General features: G+C 67.4%; 17 protein-coding genes. 12 read left to right on the top strand and 5 right to left on the bottom strand.

Annotated features, from left to right (window positions below; all coding sequences use genetic code 11):
- Positions 1 to 76 precede the first annotated feature (76 nt).
- The 5 genes from J5M86_RS12490 (at position 77) to manA (ending at position 3,894) form a co-directional block, all read left to right on the top strand.
- Complete coding sequence (locus tag J5M86_RS12490; RefSeq protein ID WP_244328353.1) at positions 77 to 1,039, top strand: asparaginase; 963 nt, start codon at positions 77 to 79, stop codon at positions 1,037 to 1,039.
- Positions 1,040 to 1,465 carry a D-aminoacyl-tRNA deacylase gene (gene dtd, locus J5M86_RS12485; RefSeq protein ID WP_188059129.1) on the top strand — a complete coding sequence of 142 codons (426 nt, stop codon included), beginning with the start codon at positions 1,040 to 1,042 and terminating at the stop codon, positions 1,463 to 1,465.
- 184 nt (positions 1,466 to 1,649) lie between these two features.
- On the top strand, positions 1,650 to 1,976 hold the full coding sequence (locus J5M86_RS12480) for a DUF2516 family protein (protein ID WP_244328352.1): 327 nt from the start codon (positions 1,650 to 1,652) through the stop codon (positions 1,974 to 1,976).
- Positions 1,970 to 2,761 carry an alpha/beta fold hydrolase gene (locus tag J5M86_RS12475; RefSeq protein WP_244328351.1) on the top strand — a complete coding sequence of 264 codons (792 nt, stop codon included), beginning with the start codon at positions 1,970 to 1,972 and terminating at the stop codon, positions 2,759 to 2,761. The genes J5M86_RS12480 and J5M86_RS12475 overlap by 7 nt, the downstream gene beginning before the upstream one ends.
- Positions 2,761 to 3,894: a mannose-6-phosphate isomerase, class I gene (manA, locus tag J5M86_RS12470; protein ID WP_188059130.1), complete on the top strand. Its 1,134-nt coding sequence runs from the start codon at positions 2,761 to 2,763 to the stop codon at positions 3,892 to 3,894. The genes J5M86_RS12475 and manA overlap by 1 nt, the downstream gene beginning before the upstream one ends.
- Position 3,895: 1 nt before the next feature.
- Here manA and J5M86_RS12465 read toward each other — a convergent pair whose 3' ends face one another.
- Positions 3,896 to 4,684 carry a class I SAM-dependent methyltransferase gene (locus J5M86_RS12465; RefSeq protein WP_188059131.1) on the bottom strand — a complete coding sequence of 263 codons (789 nt, stop codon included), beginning with the start codon at positions 4,682 to 4,684 and terminating at the stop codon, positions 3,896 to 3,898.
- 33 nt (positions 4,685 to 4,717) lie between these two features.
- Here J5M86_RS12465 and mshA point away from each other — a divergent pair, with 33 nt between their 5' ends.
- Genes mshA through J5M86_RS12450 form a run of 3 tightly spaced genes read left to right on the top strand, consistent with a single transcriptional unit; the run spans position 4,718 to position 7,328 of the window.
- Positions 4,718 to 6,028, top strand: coding sequence for a D-inositol-3-phosphate glycosyltransferase (mshA, locus tag J5M86_RS12460; RefSeq protein WP_188059132.1), 1,311 nt, complete (start codon positions 4,718 to 4,720; stop codon positions 6,026 to 6,028).
- The gene (locus J5M86_RS12455) at positions 6,025 to 6,528 is read left to right on the top strand and encodes a YbjN domain-containing protein (RefSeq protein WP_370587295.1); all 504 of its coding nucleotides are present in this window, start codon (positions 6,025 to 6,027) and stop codon (positions 6,526 to 6,528) included. The genes mshA and J5M86_RS12455 overlap by 4 nt, the downstream gene beginning before the upstream one ends.
- A gap of 56 nt (positions 6,529 to 6,584) precedes the next feature.
- Positions 6,585 to 7,328: a phosphoglyceromutase gene (locus J5M86_RS12450; RefSeq protein ID WP_188059133.1), complete on the top strand. Its 744-nt coding sequence runs from the start codon at positions 6,585 to 6,587 to the stop codon at positions 7,326 to 7,328.
- A gap of 70 nt (positions 7,329 to 7,398) precedes the next feature.
- On the opposite strand, the gene J5M86_RS12445 is transcribed toward J5M86_RS12450, so the two are convergent.
- Together J5M86_RS12445 and J5M86_RS12440 are read right to left on the bottom strand one after the other, a co-directional pair.
- Positions 7,399 to 8,082, bottom strand: a complete 684-nt coding sequence (locus J5M86_RS12445) for a response regulator transcription factor (RefSeq protein ID WP_188059134.1) — start codon at positions 8,080 to 8,082, stop codon at positions 7,399 to 7,401.
- A gap of 11 nt (positions 8,083 to 8,093) precedes the next feature.
- On the bottom strand, positions 8,094 to 9,359 hold the full coding sequence (locus J5M86_RS12440; RefSeq protein ID WP_244328350.1) for a cell wall metabolism sensor histidine kinase WalK: 1,266 nt from the start codon (positions 9,357 to 9,359) through the stop codon (positions 8,094 to 8,096).
- Between the two features lie 107 nt (positions 9,360 to 9,466).
- On the opposite strand from J5M86_RS12440, the gene phoU reads away from it, so the two are divergent.
- Complete coding sequence (gene phoU, locus J5M86_RS12435; RefSeq protein ID WP_188059135.1) at positions 9,467 to 10,132, top strand: phosphate signaling complex protein PhoU; 666 nt, start codon at positions 9,467 to 9,469, stop codon at positions 10,130 to 10,132.
- A gap of 88 nt (positions 10,133 to 10,220) precedes the next feature.
- Here the strand turns inward: phoU and ispD are convergent, their stop codons facing one another.
- Positions 10,221 to 11,378, bottom strand: coding sequence for a 2-C-methyl-D-erythritol 4-phosphate cytidylyltransferase (gene ispD / locus J5M86_RS12430; protein ID WP_244328349.1), 1,158 nt, complete (start codon positions 11,376 to 11,378; stop codon positions 10,221 to 10,223).
- A gap of 41 nt (positions 11,379 to 11,419) precedes the next feature.
- Positions 11,420 to 11,902: a CarD family transcriptional regulator gene (locus J5M86_RS12425; RefSeq protein ID WP_188059136.1), complete on the bottom strand. Its 483-nt coding sequence runs from the start codon at positions 11,900 to 11,902 to the stop codon at positions 11,420 to 11,422.
- Between the two features lie 255 nt (positions 11,903 to 12,157).
- On the opposite strand from J5M86_RS12425, the gene J5M86_RS12420 reads away from it, so the two are divergent.
- The 3 genes from J5M86_RS12420 to J5M86_RS12410 all read left to right on the top strand — a co-directional run bounded on the left by J5M86_RS12420 (position 12,158) and on the right by J5M86_RS12410 (position 14,596).
- Entirely contained in the window at positions 12,158 to 12,709 is a 552-nt protein-coding gene (locus J5M86_RS12420; RefSeq protein WP_188059137.1) for a hypothetical protein, read from the top strand.
- A gap of 130 nt (positions 12,710 to 12,839) precedes the next feature.
- Positions 12,840 to 13,940: an S-(hydroxymethyl)mycothiol dehydrogenase gene (locus J5M86_RS12415; RefSeq protein WP_188059138.1), complete on the top strand. Its 1,101-nt coding sequence runs from the start codon at positions 12,840 to 12,842 to the stop codon at positions 13,938 to 13,940.
- On the top strand, positions 13,937 to 14,596 hold the full coding sequence (locus J5M86_RS12410) for an MBL fold metallo-hydrolase (RefSeq protein WP_188059139.1): 660 nt from the start codon (positions 13,937 to 13,939) through the stop codon (positions 14,594 to 14,596). The genes J5M86_RS12415 and J5M86_RS12410 overlap by 4 nt, the downstream gene beginning before the upstream one ends.
- The last annotated feature ends 41 nt before the right edge of the window (positions 14,597 to 14,637 follow it).

Below are 14,637 nucleotides of genomic sequence, written 5' to 3'. Positions count from 1 at the left end.
CTGAATCGATCGAGCCCCGCGGGATCTCCCGCGGGGCTCGATCATTGTTTCCGGGGCACTGGGTAGCCTCGATGATGTGATTTCACGACATGAGCAGGCTCTGATCGATGCGCCGGTGGTGGCCGTCGTCGAACGCAGCGGATTCGTCGAGTCGGTGCATCGCGGCATCGTGGTGGCCGTCGACGCAGGCGGCGAGTTGCTGGTCGAACGCGGAGATGTCGGCGCGCCATGTTTCCCGCGGTCGTCGAACAAACCGCTGCAGACCCTTGCCATGGTGCGCGCGGGCCTCGACCTGCCGGGCGATCTGCTGGCACTGGCGAGTGCGAGTCACTCCGGCGAGCAGTTCCACCTCGACGGTGTGCGTCGCATCCTGGCGTCCGCCGGTTTGACGGAGGCCGACCTGCAGAACACCCCCGACTTCCCCTACGACGAGCAGTCGAAGCGCGAGTGGCTGGCTGCCGGCAATGCAGCGTCGTCGATCGCGCAGAACTGCTCCGGCAAGCACGCCGCGATGTTGGCGACCTGCGTTGTCAACGGGTGGGACACCACCACCTACCGCGACCCCTCCCATCCGCTGCAGGTCGCGATGGCCGACACGCTCGGAGAGTTGTGTGGCGAGGACGTCGCCGCGACCGGTGTCGACGGCTGCGGTGCTCCGGTGATGGCGGTGTCGCCGCTGGGCCTGGCTCGTGCTTTCGGGCGATTGGCCGCAGCGACGGACGGACCCGAGCATCGGGTGGCCGAGGCAATCCGCGAACACCCCGAGTTCCTCGGTGGCACCCGACGCGATGTCACCGACCTCATTCGCAGCATCCCGGGCCTGGTCGCCAAGGACGGCGCGGAAGCGGTCTACGCCATCGGTCTACCGGACGGTCGCGGAGTCGTGGTGAAGATCGCCGATGGCGGGCAGCGGGCCCGCCCCGTCGTCGCCGCGGCCACGCTCCGGCAGCTCGGCGTGAACGCCGACGTCCTCGATCGCCTTGCCGAAGCGCCCGTGTTGGGCCACGGCGAACCGGTCGGCAGCGTCCGGGCGGTCTGAATGCGGGCTGTGTTGCAGCGGGTCACGCGAGCCGAGGTGCGCGTGGACGGCGAGGTCGTCGGCGCGATCGACCGGCCCGGTCTCGTCGCACTGGTCGGCGTGACCCACCGTGACGGCGCCGCTCAGGTGACCGCCATGGCCCGCAAGATCAGCGAATTGCGCATCCTGCGCGACGAGCGATCGGTGCTCGACGAGGCCGCATCCGTGCTCGTCGTCTCGCAGTTCACGCTCTACGGCAACACCCGCAAGGGGCGTCGTCCGTCCTGGGGCGAGGCAGCCCCTGGTGACATCGCCGCACCCGTCATCGACGAACTGGTGACCTCGCTGCGCGGCCTCGGAGTCGAGGTCGCGATGGGTCGGTTCGGGGCCATGATGGAGGTCTCGCTTGTCAACGACGGCCCCTTCACGCTTCTCGTCGAGACCTGAGCAGCGGCCGTACCGACGGTCCGTGCATGCAATGCGATGTGCAGAGTCCGCGGACGCCGCGAACTGTGCTCGCGAGTCGCGCCGTCCGCGAACCGTGCTCGCGTGCTCCGCGACGTGTGTTCGCGAGCGGGGCTTGCCGCGTCCGCTGCGGATTGAGCTCTGCACTGCACCGTAGGCTGGGCGGGTGCTCGATCCACTCTTCACACTGCAGGCCACCGTTGCGACGGTGCTGGGCGTCGCGTTGCTCGCCACCACGGTGTTCGCATTCGTCGACGCGCTACGGCACCGCGAGGACGCCTACCGCGCAGCTGACAAGATGACGAAGGGTCGCTGGCTGCTGATCACCGGCCTGGCTGCGGCGTTCGGGCTGCTGGTGCTCAGGAACCCGCTGAGCTTGTTCGGCATCATCGCCATCGTCGCTGCCGGGGTCTACCTCGCCGACGTCCGTCCGGCGCTGCAAGAGGTGGAGTCGCGTCGCGGCGGAGGCGGACGCTCGTCGCGGCCGTGGTGACCTCACGCAGCTCCATCCTCGAGACCCCCGAGGGCGGGCTGGAATATCTCACCACCGGCTCGGGGGCACCACACACCGTCTTCGCCCACGGACTAGCCGGGTCGATTCCGACCACCCGTCCGTTCGGGTCGGGCGTGCCCGGCACGCACACCTACTTCCACTTCCGCGGCCACGGCGCGTCGTCCTCACCGGAGTCGCCGTGGTCGTACTCCTACCTGGCCGACGAGCTGGATGCCGTCGCCGCCCATGTCAATGCGACTCAGGCCCTGGGCGTCAGCATGGGTGCCGGCGCGATCTGCCACCTGCTCGAGCGACGTCCCGACCGCTTCGAGCGGGTCGTTCTTGCGCTGCCCGCCGTGCTCGACACCCCGCGCACCGACACGGCATTGCGTCGCCTGCTGGAGATGGCGCAGCTGGCTGATGAGCGTGATGTCGACGGGGTCACCGAGCTGTTGTTGTTGGAGCAGCCGGCCGAACACCGCGGCTCGGAGCTCGTGCGCCGCTGGTGCGCCGATCAGGCGAGGGTCATCGTCCGAACCGATGTCTCGCGCGCTCTGCGCACGATTCCCCATGCCGTCGCTCTGCATGACCGGCGCTCCTTGCGCGAGGTGTCGACGCCGGTGCTCATCCTGGCGTGCGAGGACGATCCCGCGCACCCGGTCTGGGTGGCGCGCGAACTCGCAGAAGTCCTACCGAATGCCCATTTGGAAGTGCTTCCCCCTGGTGGGATCCTGTGGACGCATCGCGCACGGGTGCGCGAACTGCTGAAAGGTTTCCTGGCTTGATGTACCGCCTGACTCCGCGCGTGCAGCACTACGCGTGGGGGTCGCACTCCGATCTCGCGCAACTGTCCGGTCGGCCGACTCCGACCCAGATGCCCGAGGCCGAGCTGTGGCTAGGAGCGCACGAGGAAGCGCCCTGCGAACTCGTGCTGGACGGGGAACCGACGACTCTGGATCGTGCGATCCTCGGTGACCCGGTCTCCATGCTGGGCGAGACGACCGTGTCGCAGTTCCAGCGGCGACTGCCCTTCCTGCTCAAGGTGCTGGCCGCTGAACAGGCGCTGTCGATCCAGTGTCACCCTTCTCGCGAAGAGGCGTTGACCGCGCCGACGGGCACCTATGTCGACAGCTGGCCCAAGCCCGAGGCGTGGCTCACCGTGACCGAGTTCGAGGTCTTCGCCGGCAATCAGTCCATGGATGAGATCGCTTCTCTGGCGGCAGAACTGGGCTGTCCGGAGTTTTCGGCGTTGGTCGCTGACTGTGCTGGTGCCGGAGTGAAGGCGTTGATCCGCCAGATCCTCGAAGCCGACGCGCAGGTGCGTTCAGCACTGACCACCGCCGTGGTGTCGGCCTGCTCGACGCGCCGCAACCACCCGCACTTCGACGCGATCCGCCGCATCGCCGAACAGTTTCCGGACGACGAGGGCCTGGCTGTGCTGCTCACGATGCGCCATCACATCGTGCCCCCGGGTCAGTACATCTTCGTGCCGGCCGGTGTGCTGCACTCCATCGTTCGCGGAGTGACGGTCGAGGTGCTGGCCAACTCCGACAACGTGGTGCGTGCGGGCCTGACGCCCAAAGAGCTCAACATCCCCGAACTTCTTCGGATCGTCGACGTCGAACGCTCCGTGGTGCCAGAGGTGGCGCCCGATGGTGACCGGGTGCACAGCTATCCGGTCGATGTGCCGTACTTCCAGTTGCACCAGATCGGTGCCGGTGTCGACGAGATCGAGATGCCCGGCCACCACAAACCGCGGATCGTGCTCTGTCTCGGCGGCACCATCACCCTCGACGACGGCAGCCGCCGGTTGGAGCTCGGCCCATCAGAGGCCTGTTTCATCGCGGCCTGCGCCGAACCGGTGCGGTGCAGCGGCGACGGCACGGCGTACGTCGCCACCACCGGTTTGGTGGGCTGATTCAGTTCGGCGCGACGGCGGTCCAGTCGAGGGTGAGTTCACCCAGGCGGTGGCGCGTCCGACCGCCGATGACCGGCACCCCGTCCCTTTGCAGCTGATCGACGGCGGCCAGAAATCGCTGTCGAGCGCCGTAGGACGCATGCGGCGCAGCCTGCGCCCACGCCCGGTCGAGTCGGGTGAGCAACTCATGGATTCGCTCGCCGGGCACATTGCGATGGATCAGCGCTTTGGGTAGCCGTTCGGCGATGACCGACGGCTGCATCAGGCCCGCAAGCCGCCAGGAAAGCGTGAGGCTGATCGGCCCGTTGCGCTCGATGGCCACCCAGGTCGCCAGCCTGCCGACCTCGTCGCAGGTGCCGTCGATGAACAACCCGGTGGGCGAAAGGCGTTGTTGCACAAGGCCCCACGCGCCGGGCACCTTCTCCTCGTCGTACTGGCGAAGCACGTTGAAGGCGCGCACGACGTCGACCTCGCCGGGAACTGGAATCTCGAAACCACCCACCGCGAATGACAGGCCGTCGCGTTCCAACGGTTTGGCGACGGCCACGCGGGCAGGATCGATCTCCAGGCCGACCACCAGAACATCGGGTCGGACGACACGTAGACGGTCGTGCAGTTCCACTGCGGTGATGGGGGAGGCGCCGTAGCCGAGGTCGACCACCAGCGGCGGATCGACCGGATCGGTGAGTCGCCAGTGCTGCGTCGCGACAACCCAACGGTCGCAACGGCGTAGTCGGTTGGGGTTGGTGGTCCCTCGGGTGATCACACCTACCGGTCCCTTCCTACGCATTCGCCCAGCCTAGGCGGGTGCCACACTGTGGGCATGAGCGAATCCACGGGATGTCCGGTTCGCAGGGTGGCGATGATCAGCGTCCACACCTCGCCGCTGGACCAACCGGGCACCGGCGATGCAGGCGGCCTCAACGTCTACGTGGTCGAGACCGCCAAACGGCTCGGTGCGCGCGGCGTCGAGGTGGAGATCTTCACCCGGCGCACCTCGGCAAGCCTGGCCGACACGGTGGCGCTGGCACCGAAAGTCATCGTGCGGCACATCGATGCCGGGCCGTACGAGGGACTGGTCAAGGAGGATCTACCGGGGCAGTTGTGCGCCTTCGCCGCCGGCGTCATGCGTTTCGTCGCGATCAGCCCCGAGGGCCACTACGACCTGGTGCACTCCCATTACTGGCTCTCCGGACAGGTTGGATGGCTCGCGGCTGACCGCTGGAACGTGCCTCTCGTCCACACCATGCACACGATGAGCAAGGTGAAGAACCTCGCGCTCGCCGAGGGCGACCGTCCCGAGCCGAAGGGTCGGGAAATCGGTGAGGAACAGGTGGTCAAGGTGGCAAGCTGGCTGATCGCCAACACCGACACCGAGGCCGGCGAACTCGTCGACCTCTACGACGCCGATCCGGCACGGGTGCGGGTGGTGTCGCCCGGCGTCGATCTCGAGGTGCTCAAACCAGCAGACCAGGACGAGTGTCGAGCCGAACTCGGCCTACCGCAGGACGCCGACGTGCTGCTCTTCGTCGGTCGCCTCCAGCCCCTGAAGGCGCCGGACCTCTTGGTGCGGGCCGTCGCGGCGATGCTTCAGGACCACCCCGAGCGTCGAGACCGGACGGTGGTCGCAATCCTGGGTGGTCCCAGCGGGTCCGGGATGGACAAGCCGCGGGCCCTGCAGGCAATGGCGCGCGAACTCGGCGTGGCCGACGTCGTGCAATTCGTACCTCCCCAGACCAGGCCGCAGTTGGCCCGTTGGTTCGCCGCTGCCGATCTGACGGTCGTTCCTTCGCACTCGGAATCCTTCGGCCTGGTGGCGATCGAGTCGATGGCCTGTGGCACGCCTGTCGTTGCCTCGAATGTCGGAGGTCTGCCGACGGCGGTCGGCGACGGCGGAGTCTTGGTCGACTCCCGCGATCCGCACGACTGGGTCTCGGTGCTCGTTGAGTTGCTCGATGACGACACCCGTCGTAAACAGTTGTCGCAGAACGCGATCGAGCGTGCGGCGAAGTTCTCCTGGGATGCCACGACTGACCGCCTGTTCGATGTCTATCGACACGCCTGTGACGCGCCACCCCGCCCGTACGAGACGGTGGTCGACTTCGCGACCGTGCCGGCGGCGGTGGTGCCGTGAGTCTGCGCGCAGAGGTCGTCGCAACGCTCGAACGGGTGCTGGCCGACAACGAACTCGACTGGGAGCCGGGGGTGCACGATGACGAATACGTCGTCACGCTGCCCGGGGAGAAGAAGCTCAAGACGGTCGTCTCCTTGACCGTCGGCGACACCGATCTGGCCGCGAGTGCGTTCGTCATCCGGCAACCGGACGAGAACCACCTGGAGTTCTACAAGTTCTTGCTGCGGCGCAACCTGCGTCTACCGGGTCTGGCCTATTCGATCGACGGCAGCGGTGATGTGTACGTCTACGGACGGGCGCCGCTCGCCGGGGTGGATGAGGCCTACCTGGATCGTCTACTCGGCGCGATCCTGCAGTCGGCGGACGAACCGTTCAACGACCTGCTGGTGTTGGGTTTCCTCAGTTCGATGAAGAAGGAGTGGGACTGGCGCATCTCCCGGGGTGAATCCACGCGCAACCTCGAGGCCTTCCGGCACCTGCTCGACCGCTCCGGTTCGTGACCGACCAGTACCTGGCACACACTGTTCGATCGGCGTAGCGTCGATAGGCTGAGGGCATGACCTACACACTCGTCCTGCTCCGTCACGGTGAGTCCGACTGGAACGCCAAGAACCTCTTCACCGGTTGGGTCGACGTCGACCTCACCGAGAAGGGCCGGGCCGAGGCGGCCAACGGCGGCGTCCTGCTCAAGGAAGCCGATGTGCTACCCGATGTCGTGCACACCTCGTTGCTGCGCCGCGCCATCACCACCGCCCACCTCGCGCTCGACAAGGCTGATCGCCACTGGATTCCGGTGCACCGCTCCTGGCGCCTCAACGAGCGTCACTACGGCGCACTGCAGGGCAAGGACAAGAAGGCCACGCTGGAGGAGTTCGGCGAGGAGCAGTTCATGACCTGGCGTCGTTCCTTCGACGTCCCGCCGCCGCCGATCGAGAAGGGCAGTGAATTTGCCCAGGACGCCGACCCGCGTTACGCCGACCTCGGCGACGACGCTCCGGCCACCGAGTGCCTCAAGGACGTCATCGAGCGTTTCCTGCCCTACTGGGAAGAGTCGATCGTCCCCGACCTGAAGGCCGGCAAGACCGTGCTGGTGGCCGCTCACGGCAACAGCCTGCGCGCGATGGTGAAGCACCTCGACGGAATCTCCGATGACGACATCGTCGGCCTGAACATCCCCACCGGTATGCCCTTGGTCTACGAACTCGACGACGACTTCAAGCCCGTGGTCGAGGGCGGCAAGTACCTCGATCCCGAGGCGGCCAAGGCTGCCGCGGACGCAGTGGCCAACCAGGGCCGGTAGTCACCTTCCGACAACGCAGTGAGCGGGTCCGATTTCTCGGACCCGCTCACTGCGCTTTTTCGGCCTGAGGTCAGGCGCCCTCGTACTTGTAACCCAGGCCGCGGACCGTCACGATCACCGTCGGGTTGCCGGGGTCGTCCTCGATCTTGGCGCGCAGCCGCTTGACGTGCACGTCGAGGGTCTTGGTGTCGCCGACGTAGTCGCTGCCCCACACGCGGTCGATCAGCTGGCCGCGGGTGAGCACCCGACCGCTGTTGCGCAGAAGCAGCTCCAACAGTTCGAACTCCTTGAGCGGCAACGACACCGGTTCACCCTTGACCGCGACGGTGTGCCGCTCGACGTCCATCCGCACCGGCCCGCTCTGCAGGGTGGCGGGCAGGAGATCCTCCGGTTCCAGGCCCCGGCGCAGCACTGCCTTGATGCGGGCCAGCAACTCACGGGAGGAGTAGGGCTTGGTGACGTAGTCGTCGGCCCCTATCTCGAGGCCGACGACCTTGTCGACCTCGCTGTCCTTGGCGGTGAGCATGATGATCGGCACGCTCGACTTCTGCCGGATGATCCGGCAGACCTCGGTGCCGGAGAGCCCGGGCAGCATCAGGTCGAGCAGGACGAGATCGGCGCCGGCGCGATCGAACTCGGCCACTGCGTCGGGTCCGGTCTCGGCGATGGAGACCTCGTAGCCCTCCTTGCCGAGCAGATACGACAACGGGTCGGAGAGCGACTCCTCGTCCTCGACCAGGAGGATGCGGGTCATGACGTCACCTTTCACGGGATGGACGGTGCGGATGGAGCGTGAGGGGGCGCTGCTGCGGGAAGGCGGATGGTGAAGGTCGAGCCGTGACCTTCCTCGGACCACACCGTCACCTCGCCGCCGTGGTTGGCGCAGACGTGCTTGACGATGGCCAGGCCCAGGCCGGTGCCTCCGGTGCCACGCGAGCGGGCAGCATCGATGCGGTAGAAGCGCTCGAAGATCCGGTCGAGTTCGGTGACGGCGATGCCGCGGCCCTCGTCCTTGACCGCCACGCTGACCAGTTCGGTGGTGGCCTGCACGGTCACCGCAACCCGGGTGCCCGCGGCCGAGTAGTTGACGGCGTTCTCGATGAGGTTGCGGATCGCGGTGGTGATCAGGTGGGCGTCTCCGAAGACCTCGGCACGCCGTTGCCCGATCTCGTCGCCGACGATCGTGATCTGGCGATCCTCGGCGAGCAGGTGCAGGTGTCCGATCGCGTCGTGCGCGCACGCCGCGACGTCGACGCGTTGCGGATCGTCGAGGGTGTCGGCCACCTGTAGCCGGGAGAGTTCGACGATTTCCTGCACCAACCGGTTGAGCCGGTCGGCCTCGGTGCGCATCCGCTGCGCGAACCGGTGCACTGCCGCCGGGTCGTCGCGGGCATCGTCGACCGCTTCGGACAGCAGGGAGAGGCCGGCCACAGGCGTCTTGAGCTCGTGGCTCACGTTGACCACGAAGTCGCGGCGTGTTTCCTCCACGCGCCGGGACTGCGAGCGGTCGTCGACGAGCACCAGCACGTGGCGATCGGACATCGGCGCCACACGCACCCCGAGGGTGATCCGGCCCCCGCCGCGTAGGCCCCGGCTCAGATCGAGCTCGACCTCGTGGAGTTCGTGATCACGACGGGCAGTGCGCACCAGGGTGCGTAGCTCCTCGTGCAAGAGTTCCTGACCCCGCACCAGCCGCAGCGCGGTGGCCGACGGCGAAGCACGCACGACGCGATCGCTGGCATCAACGACCAGGGAGATGGAGCGGAGGGCGTCCAGCACCTCGGCAGCCTGGCGATCGATGGCCGGACGGTCTGCCTCGACCGGGGGAGCGGCCGCGTCATCGGTGTCGACCCCGGCGTGGCGACGATGGGCCGCCCACCCGATGACCAGCCCCAGGCACAGCGCCCCGAGAGCGATCACCATCTCCAACACATGGCCAATGTACGCGCCTGCTGACCCGGCATTCATGCAGGTGAGCGCCGTGCGACCGCGGTCCAACTGCTGTTCACCTGAGCGTCCGACGGCGTTCACCCGGTGCTGCAACCGTCAGTGACGGAGATGGCGACCTGCGGCAGAATGGTGGGTCGACACAGCCAACGCGCCCAGGGCCACGCCCACGAACAAGGAATCAGCCAAGTATGCGTAACGCATTCCACGACGATCTCGATCGTGTCTCAGACCAGCTCGTGCTCATGACCCGGATGGTCGGTGTCGCCATCGAGCGCGCCACCGAAGCGCTGGTCAACGCTGACCTCGGTATCGCCGAGAGCGTCATCGCTGCCGACGACGACATCGACACCGTCCGGCGCGAGGTCGATGACCTCGCCGTCGACCTCCTCGCCCGCCAGCAGCCGGTGGCCACCGACCTGCGCATGGTCGTCACCGCGATGCACATGGCATCCGACATCGAGCGGATGGGCGACCTCGCCCGTCACATCGCCAAGATCGCTCGCATGCGCTATCCCAAGCTCGCCGTTCCCGAGGTTGTGCTGCCCAACATCAAGTCGATGTCGGAATGCGCCATCGACCTGGCCAAGCAGACCGGTGCCGCGATCGACAGCAAGGACGTCCACGCCGCGCTGGAGATCGAGCGCTCGGACGACCGGATGGACGACCTGCACCGGCAGATCTTCGCCGCCCTGCACGACGAGGGCTGGGACCAGCCGACCGAGACCGCCGTCGACATGACGTTGCTCTCGCGCTACTACGAGCGCTTCGGTGATCACGCCGTCGCGGTCGCCAACCGCATCGTCTACCTGGTGACGGGCCGTTACGGCGACGCGGACGAGGGTCTGCAGCGCTGAGCAACCTCACCCGAGCGAAAAGGAGCACCCGCGGAGAAGATCGTCTCCGCGGGTGCTCCTTTTGGTGCTGTCAGTCAGCTTGGTGCTGTCAGTCAGCGGCGACGACGAGTGCGTTCGCGACCGCGCCGATGCCTTCGCCGCGACCCAGGAATCCGAGGTGATCGGTGGTGGTGGCCGAGACCGACACGGGCGCTCCGCCCAGTGCTGCGGACATCGCGCGCTGGGCCTCCTCCCGGCGAGGGCCGACCTTCGGCCTGTTGCCGACGATCTGCACGCTGACGTTTCCGATGCGAAAACCGTTGGTGTGCAAGGTGTTCAGCACATCCTCGAGCATGTCTGTGCCCGTTGCGCCCCTCATCTCCGGTCGGTCGACGCCGAACTGCGTGCCGAGGTCGCCCAGCCCGGCAGCCGCGAGCAGCGCGTCACAGACCGCGTGCGCGGCGACATCGCCGTCGGAGTGGCCCTCGATGCCGCGCTCATCGGGCCAGGTCAGGCACGCGAGGCTCAGCACTCGGTCGTCGTCGGCGTACGCGTGCACGTCGACGCCGATTCCGGTGCGCGGCACGGGCAACGGCAAGGGCACGGAGGACTCCTTCGAGTTCGTCGTCGCGAGTGCTGCGGCGAGGTCGAGATCGGCGGGCACGGTCACCTTCAACGCGTCCGGGTGGCCGTCGATCACGATCACGTGTCCACCGTCCTGCTCGACCAGGGCTGCGTCGTCCGTGGCCTGACGTCCGTGGTCGTGCGCGGCGTCCAGGGCGGATCGGCGAAAGCCCTGCGGCGTCTGGACCGCGCGCAATCCGGCCCGATCGGGAGTGGCCGCCACGCGGCCATCGGCCGCGACCTGCTTGATGGTGTCGATCACCGGCAGGCCTGGGACGACGGCGTCCGCGCCGTTGCGCACGGCACGGGCGACGTCGTCGAAGAGTGAGGCGGGGGCGAAGGCGCGAGCGGCGTCATGCACCAGCACCACCTCGATATTCGGCTGGAGCGCGGCCAGCCCGGCCGCGACCGAATCGGTGCGTTCAGTGCCGCCGTCGACCAGTTCGGCTGCGAGGTCGAGCGACTCGAACGCGGCGCGGTGTCCGGCCGGCACCACGACCACGAGTTGTTGCAGGCCAGCGGTCGCATGCGCTCGTCGCACGGCGTGGACGATGAGCGGCTCGCCGCCCACCTGCACCAGCGCTTTCGGCATTCCGGCACCCAGCCGCGTGCCCATACCCGCTGCCACGACGACGACGCCCACGGCATCGGAGCCGTGGGCGTCGTTGGCGACATGGGTGGTGCTCAGGACGCGAGCACCTCGTCGAGGGTGGCTTCGGCCTTGTCCTCGTTCGTCTTCTCGGCGAGTGCGAGCTCGGAGACGAGGATCTGACGAGCCTTGGCCAGCATGCGCTTCTCGCCTGCGGACAGCCCACGGTCCTGGTCGCGGCGCCACAGGTCGCGGACGACCTCGGCCACCTTGATGACATCGCCGGACGCGAGCTTCTCGAGGTTCGCCTTGTAACGGCGCGACCAGTTGGTGGGCTCCTCGGTGTGGTCGGCGCGCAGCACCTCGAACACGCGGTTCAGGCCCTCCTTGCCGACGACATCGCGGACGCCGACCAGGTCGCAGTTCTCCGCCGGAACCTCGATCGTCAGATCGCCTTGGGCAACCTTCAGGACGAGGTACTGCTTCTCCACGCCCTTGATCGTTCGGACTTTGATTTCTTCGATGAGTGCCGCTCCGTGGTGCGGGTAAACGACCGTCTCGCCGACCTTGAAAATCATGTGTTGTGTGCCCCTTTCGCGACACTCAGGATATCACGGGTGTCGGGGGTCACAGAAACCGTTTCTGCAGGTCAGCGCACCAGGAGGCCGTGATCGGCCAGCGGTCCAGGGGTTGACACATGGGCCATCTGCGTGCTTCGCGCGCGTTCTTCCCAGCCGGTCCACGACGGTCATGGGGCCGTCCGCAGACGGACAGGCGGAATTACCTCGACCAGGCAGCAGCGCTGTACCCGTGACCGGTACCATGCACGTGTGATGCGACCTCTGACTTCCCGGCCGGCTGCCCTGCGTGCTGCCCGAGCGACCGTGGTCGCCGGTGTGGCGAGCACTGCGTTGAGCGGTTGCTTCTACCTCAGCGACCCCACCACCGACATGCAGTACGTGCCCTCGGACGGCAACATCGCCACTGTCGGCCCGCTCCAGGTGAGCAACGTGCTCGTAGTGACCTCCGCCAAGGGCGCCAAGGGCGACCTCCAGGGTCTGGTCACCAACACCTCCGAGTCGGCGCAGGAGCTCACCGTCACGCCTCAGGGCGGCGCGGCCGTCAAGGTGCAGGTGCCCGCGCTGCAGTCGGTGCGACTGGACGGCAAGACCAACGGCAACGACAAGGCGACCATTTCGCCGGTGTCGTTCCAGGCCACGTCCGCCGCTCCCGGTGAGCAGCTGCAGGTGGCCTTCTCCGCCAAGGACGGCGAGGGCAAGCAGGTCGCGGTGCCTGTCGTCCTCGACCAGTACCCCTACGGCAGCGCCAGCCCGAGCCACCCGGACAGCCGGGCGGACGAGAGCGGGAGCAAGGCCGCTCACTGAGCAAAGCCAACAATTTTTGGGAAGAGCCCGGCTACGGCCGGGCTCTTCCCATGTCCGATCCTCGGCCTAGGCTGTCGGTGCAGGCGGGTTCCCCGAGCCCGTGACAGCCACGCGCCAGAAGGAGTAGTCCATGCCCCAAACCGTCAAAGGTGTCATCGCGCGCAGCAAGGGTGCGCCCGTTGAACTCGTGGACATCGTCGTGCCCGACCCGGGTCCGGGTGAGGCTGTCGTCAAGGTCGAGGCCTGCGGCGTGTGCCACACCGACCTGCACTACCGCGAGGGCGGCATCAACGACGAATTCCCGTTCCTGCTCGGCCACGAGGCCGCGGGCCGGGTCGAGGCGGTCGGTGAAGGCGTCACCGATGTCGCACCGGGTGATTTCGTCATCCTCAACTGGCGTGCGGTCTGCGGTCAGTGCCGCGCCTGCGCCAAGGGCAAGCCGTGGTACTGCTTCAACACCGCCAACGCCAAGCAGAAGATGACGCTGACCGACGGCACTGAGCTGTCGCCGGCCCTGGGCATCGGCGCCTTCATCGAGAAGACCCTCGTCGCGGCGGGTCAGTGCACCAAGGTCGACGAGTCGGCGTCCGCTGCGGCGGCAGGTCTGCTCGGTTGTGGCGTCATGGCCGGCTTCGGTGCCGCCGTCAACACCGGCCAGGTCGGTCGCGGCGACTCGATCGCCGTCATCGGTTGCGGCGGGGTGGGCAACGCCTCGATCGCCGGCGCCAAGGTGGCTGGTGCCACCACGATCATCGCCGTCGACGTCGACGACCGGAAGTTGGAACAGGCCAAGACCTTCGGCGCCACCCACACCGTCAACTCCAAGACCGAGGACGCCGTCGAGAAGATCCGCGAGCTCACCGGCGGCAACGGAGCCGACGTCGTCGTCGAGGCGGTCGGACGTCCCGAGACCTACGAGCAGGCGTTCTACGCACGTGACCTGGCCGGCACGGTGGTGTTGGTGGGCGTACCGACGCCGGACATGAAGATCGAACTCCCGCTGATCGAGGTCTTCGGTCGCGGGGGCGCGCTGAAGTCGAGCTGGTACGGCGACTGCCTGCCCTCGCGCGACTTCCCGATGCTGATCGACCTCTACCAGCAGGGCCGCTTCGACCTCGACGCCTTCGTCACCGAGAAGGTCGGACTGGGCGACGTGGAGGCGGCGTTCGAGAAGATGCACCACGGTGAGGTTCTCCGCTCCGTGGTCGAGATCGAAGGAGCAGACGCATGAGTGCCGAACTCTTGGCCGGCAAGGGCAGCAGCAAGGTCGAGAGGGTGATCACCTCCGGCACCTTCAGCCTCGACGGTGGCACCTGGGACGTCGACAACAACGTCTACGTCATCGGCGACGACAGCTCGTGCGTCGTGGTCGACGCCGCCCACGAAGCCGGGCCCATCCTGGACGCGATCGGCGATCGCGAGCTGACGGCAATCCTGTGCACGCACTCCCATGACGACCACATCAGTGCGGTCACCGATGTGCTCGCAGCCCACCCGAACGCACAGGTGCGCCTGCATCCGGACGACCGCGTGCTGTGGGACATGACCTTGTCGCAGCCTCCCTCCGATGAACTCGCAGACGGCGAGACCATCAAGGTGGGCGAGCTCACCCTCACGGTGATCCACACCCCGGGTCACAGCCCGGGCGCGGTGTGCTTCTCCATCCCGGAGGCGGGCGTCCTGCTGTCGGGCGACACGTTGTTTCAGGGCGGTCCGGGAGCCACCGGTCGCTCCTACAGCAGCTACGACACGATCACGGATTCGATCCGCACCAAGCTGTTCGCCCTGCCGGCCGACACCGTCGTGTTCACCGGACACGGCGACCCCACCACCATCGGCGACGAGGCCGCAGCCTCCGACGGCTGGGAGCGGCCTGAGGGCGCCTGAGAGAAGTAGTGCATTCGATGCTCGGTCGCCCGGATCGCCGC

Source organism: Yimella sp. cx-51 (assembly GCF_017654605.1).
GTDB lineage: Bacteria > Actinomycetota > Actinomycetes > Actinomycetales > Dermatophilaceae > Yimella.
Note: the sequence above shows the minus strand (reverse complement) of the source record. Positions and strands in the feature narration are given on the sequence as shown.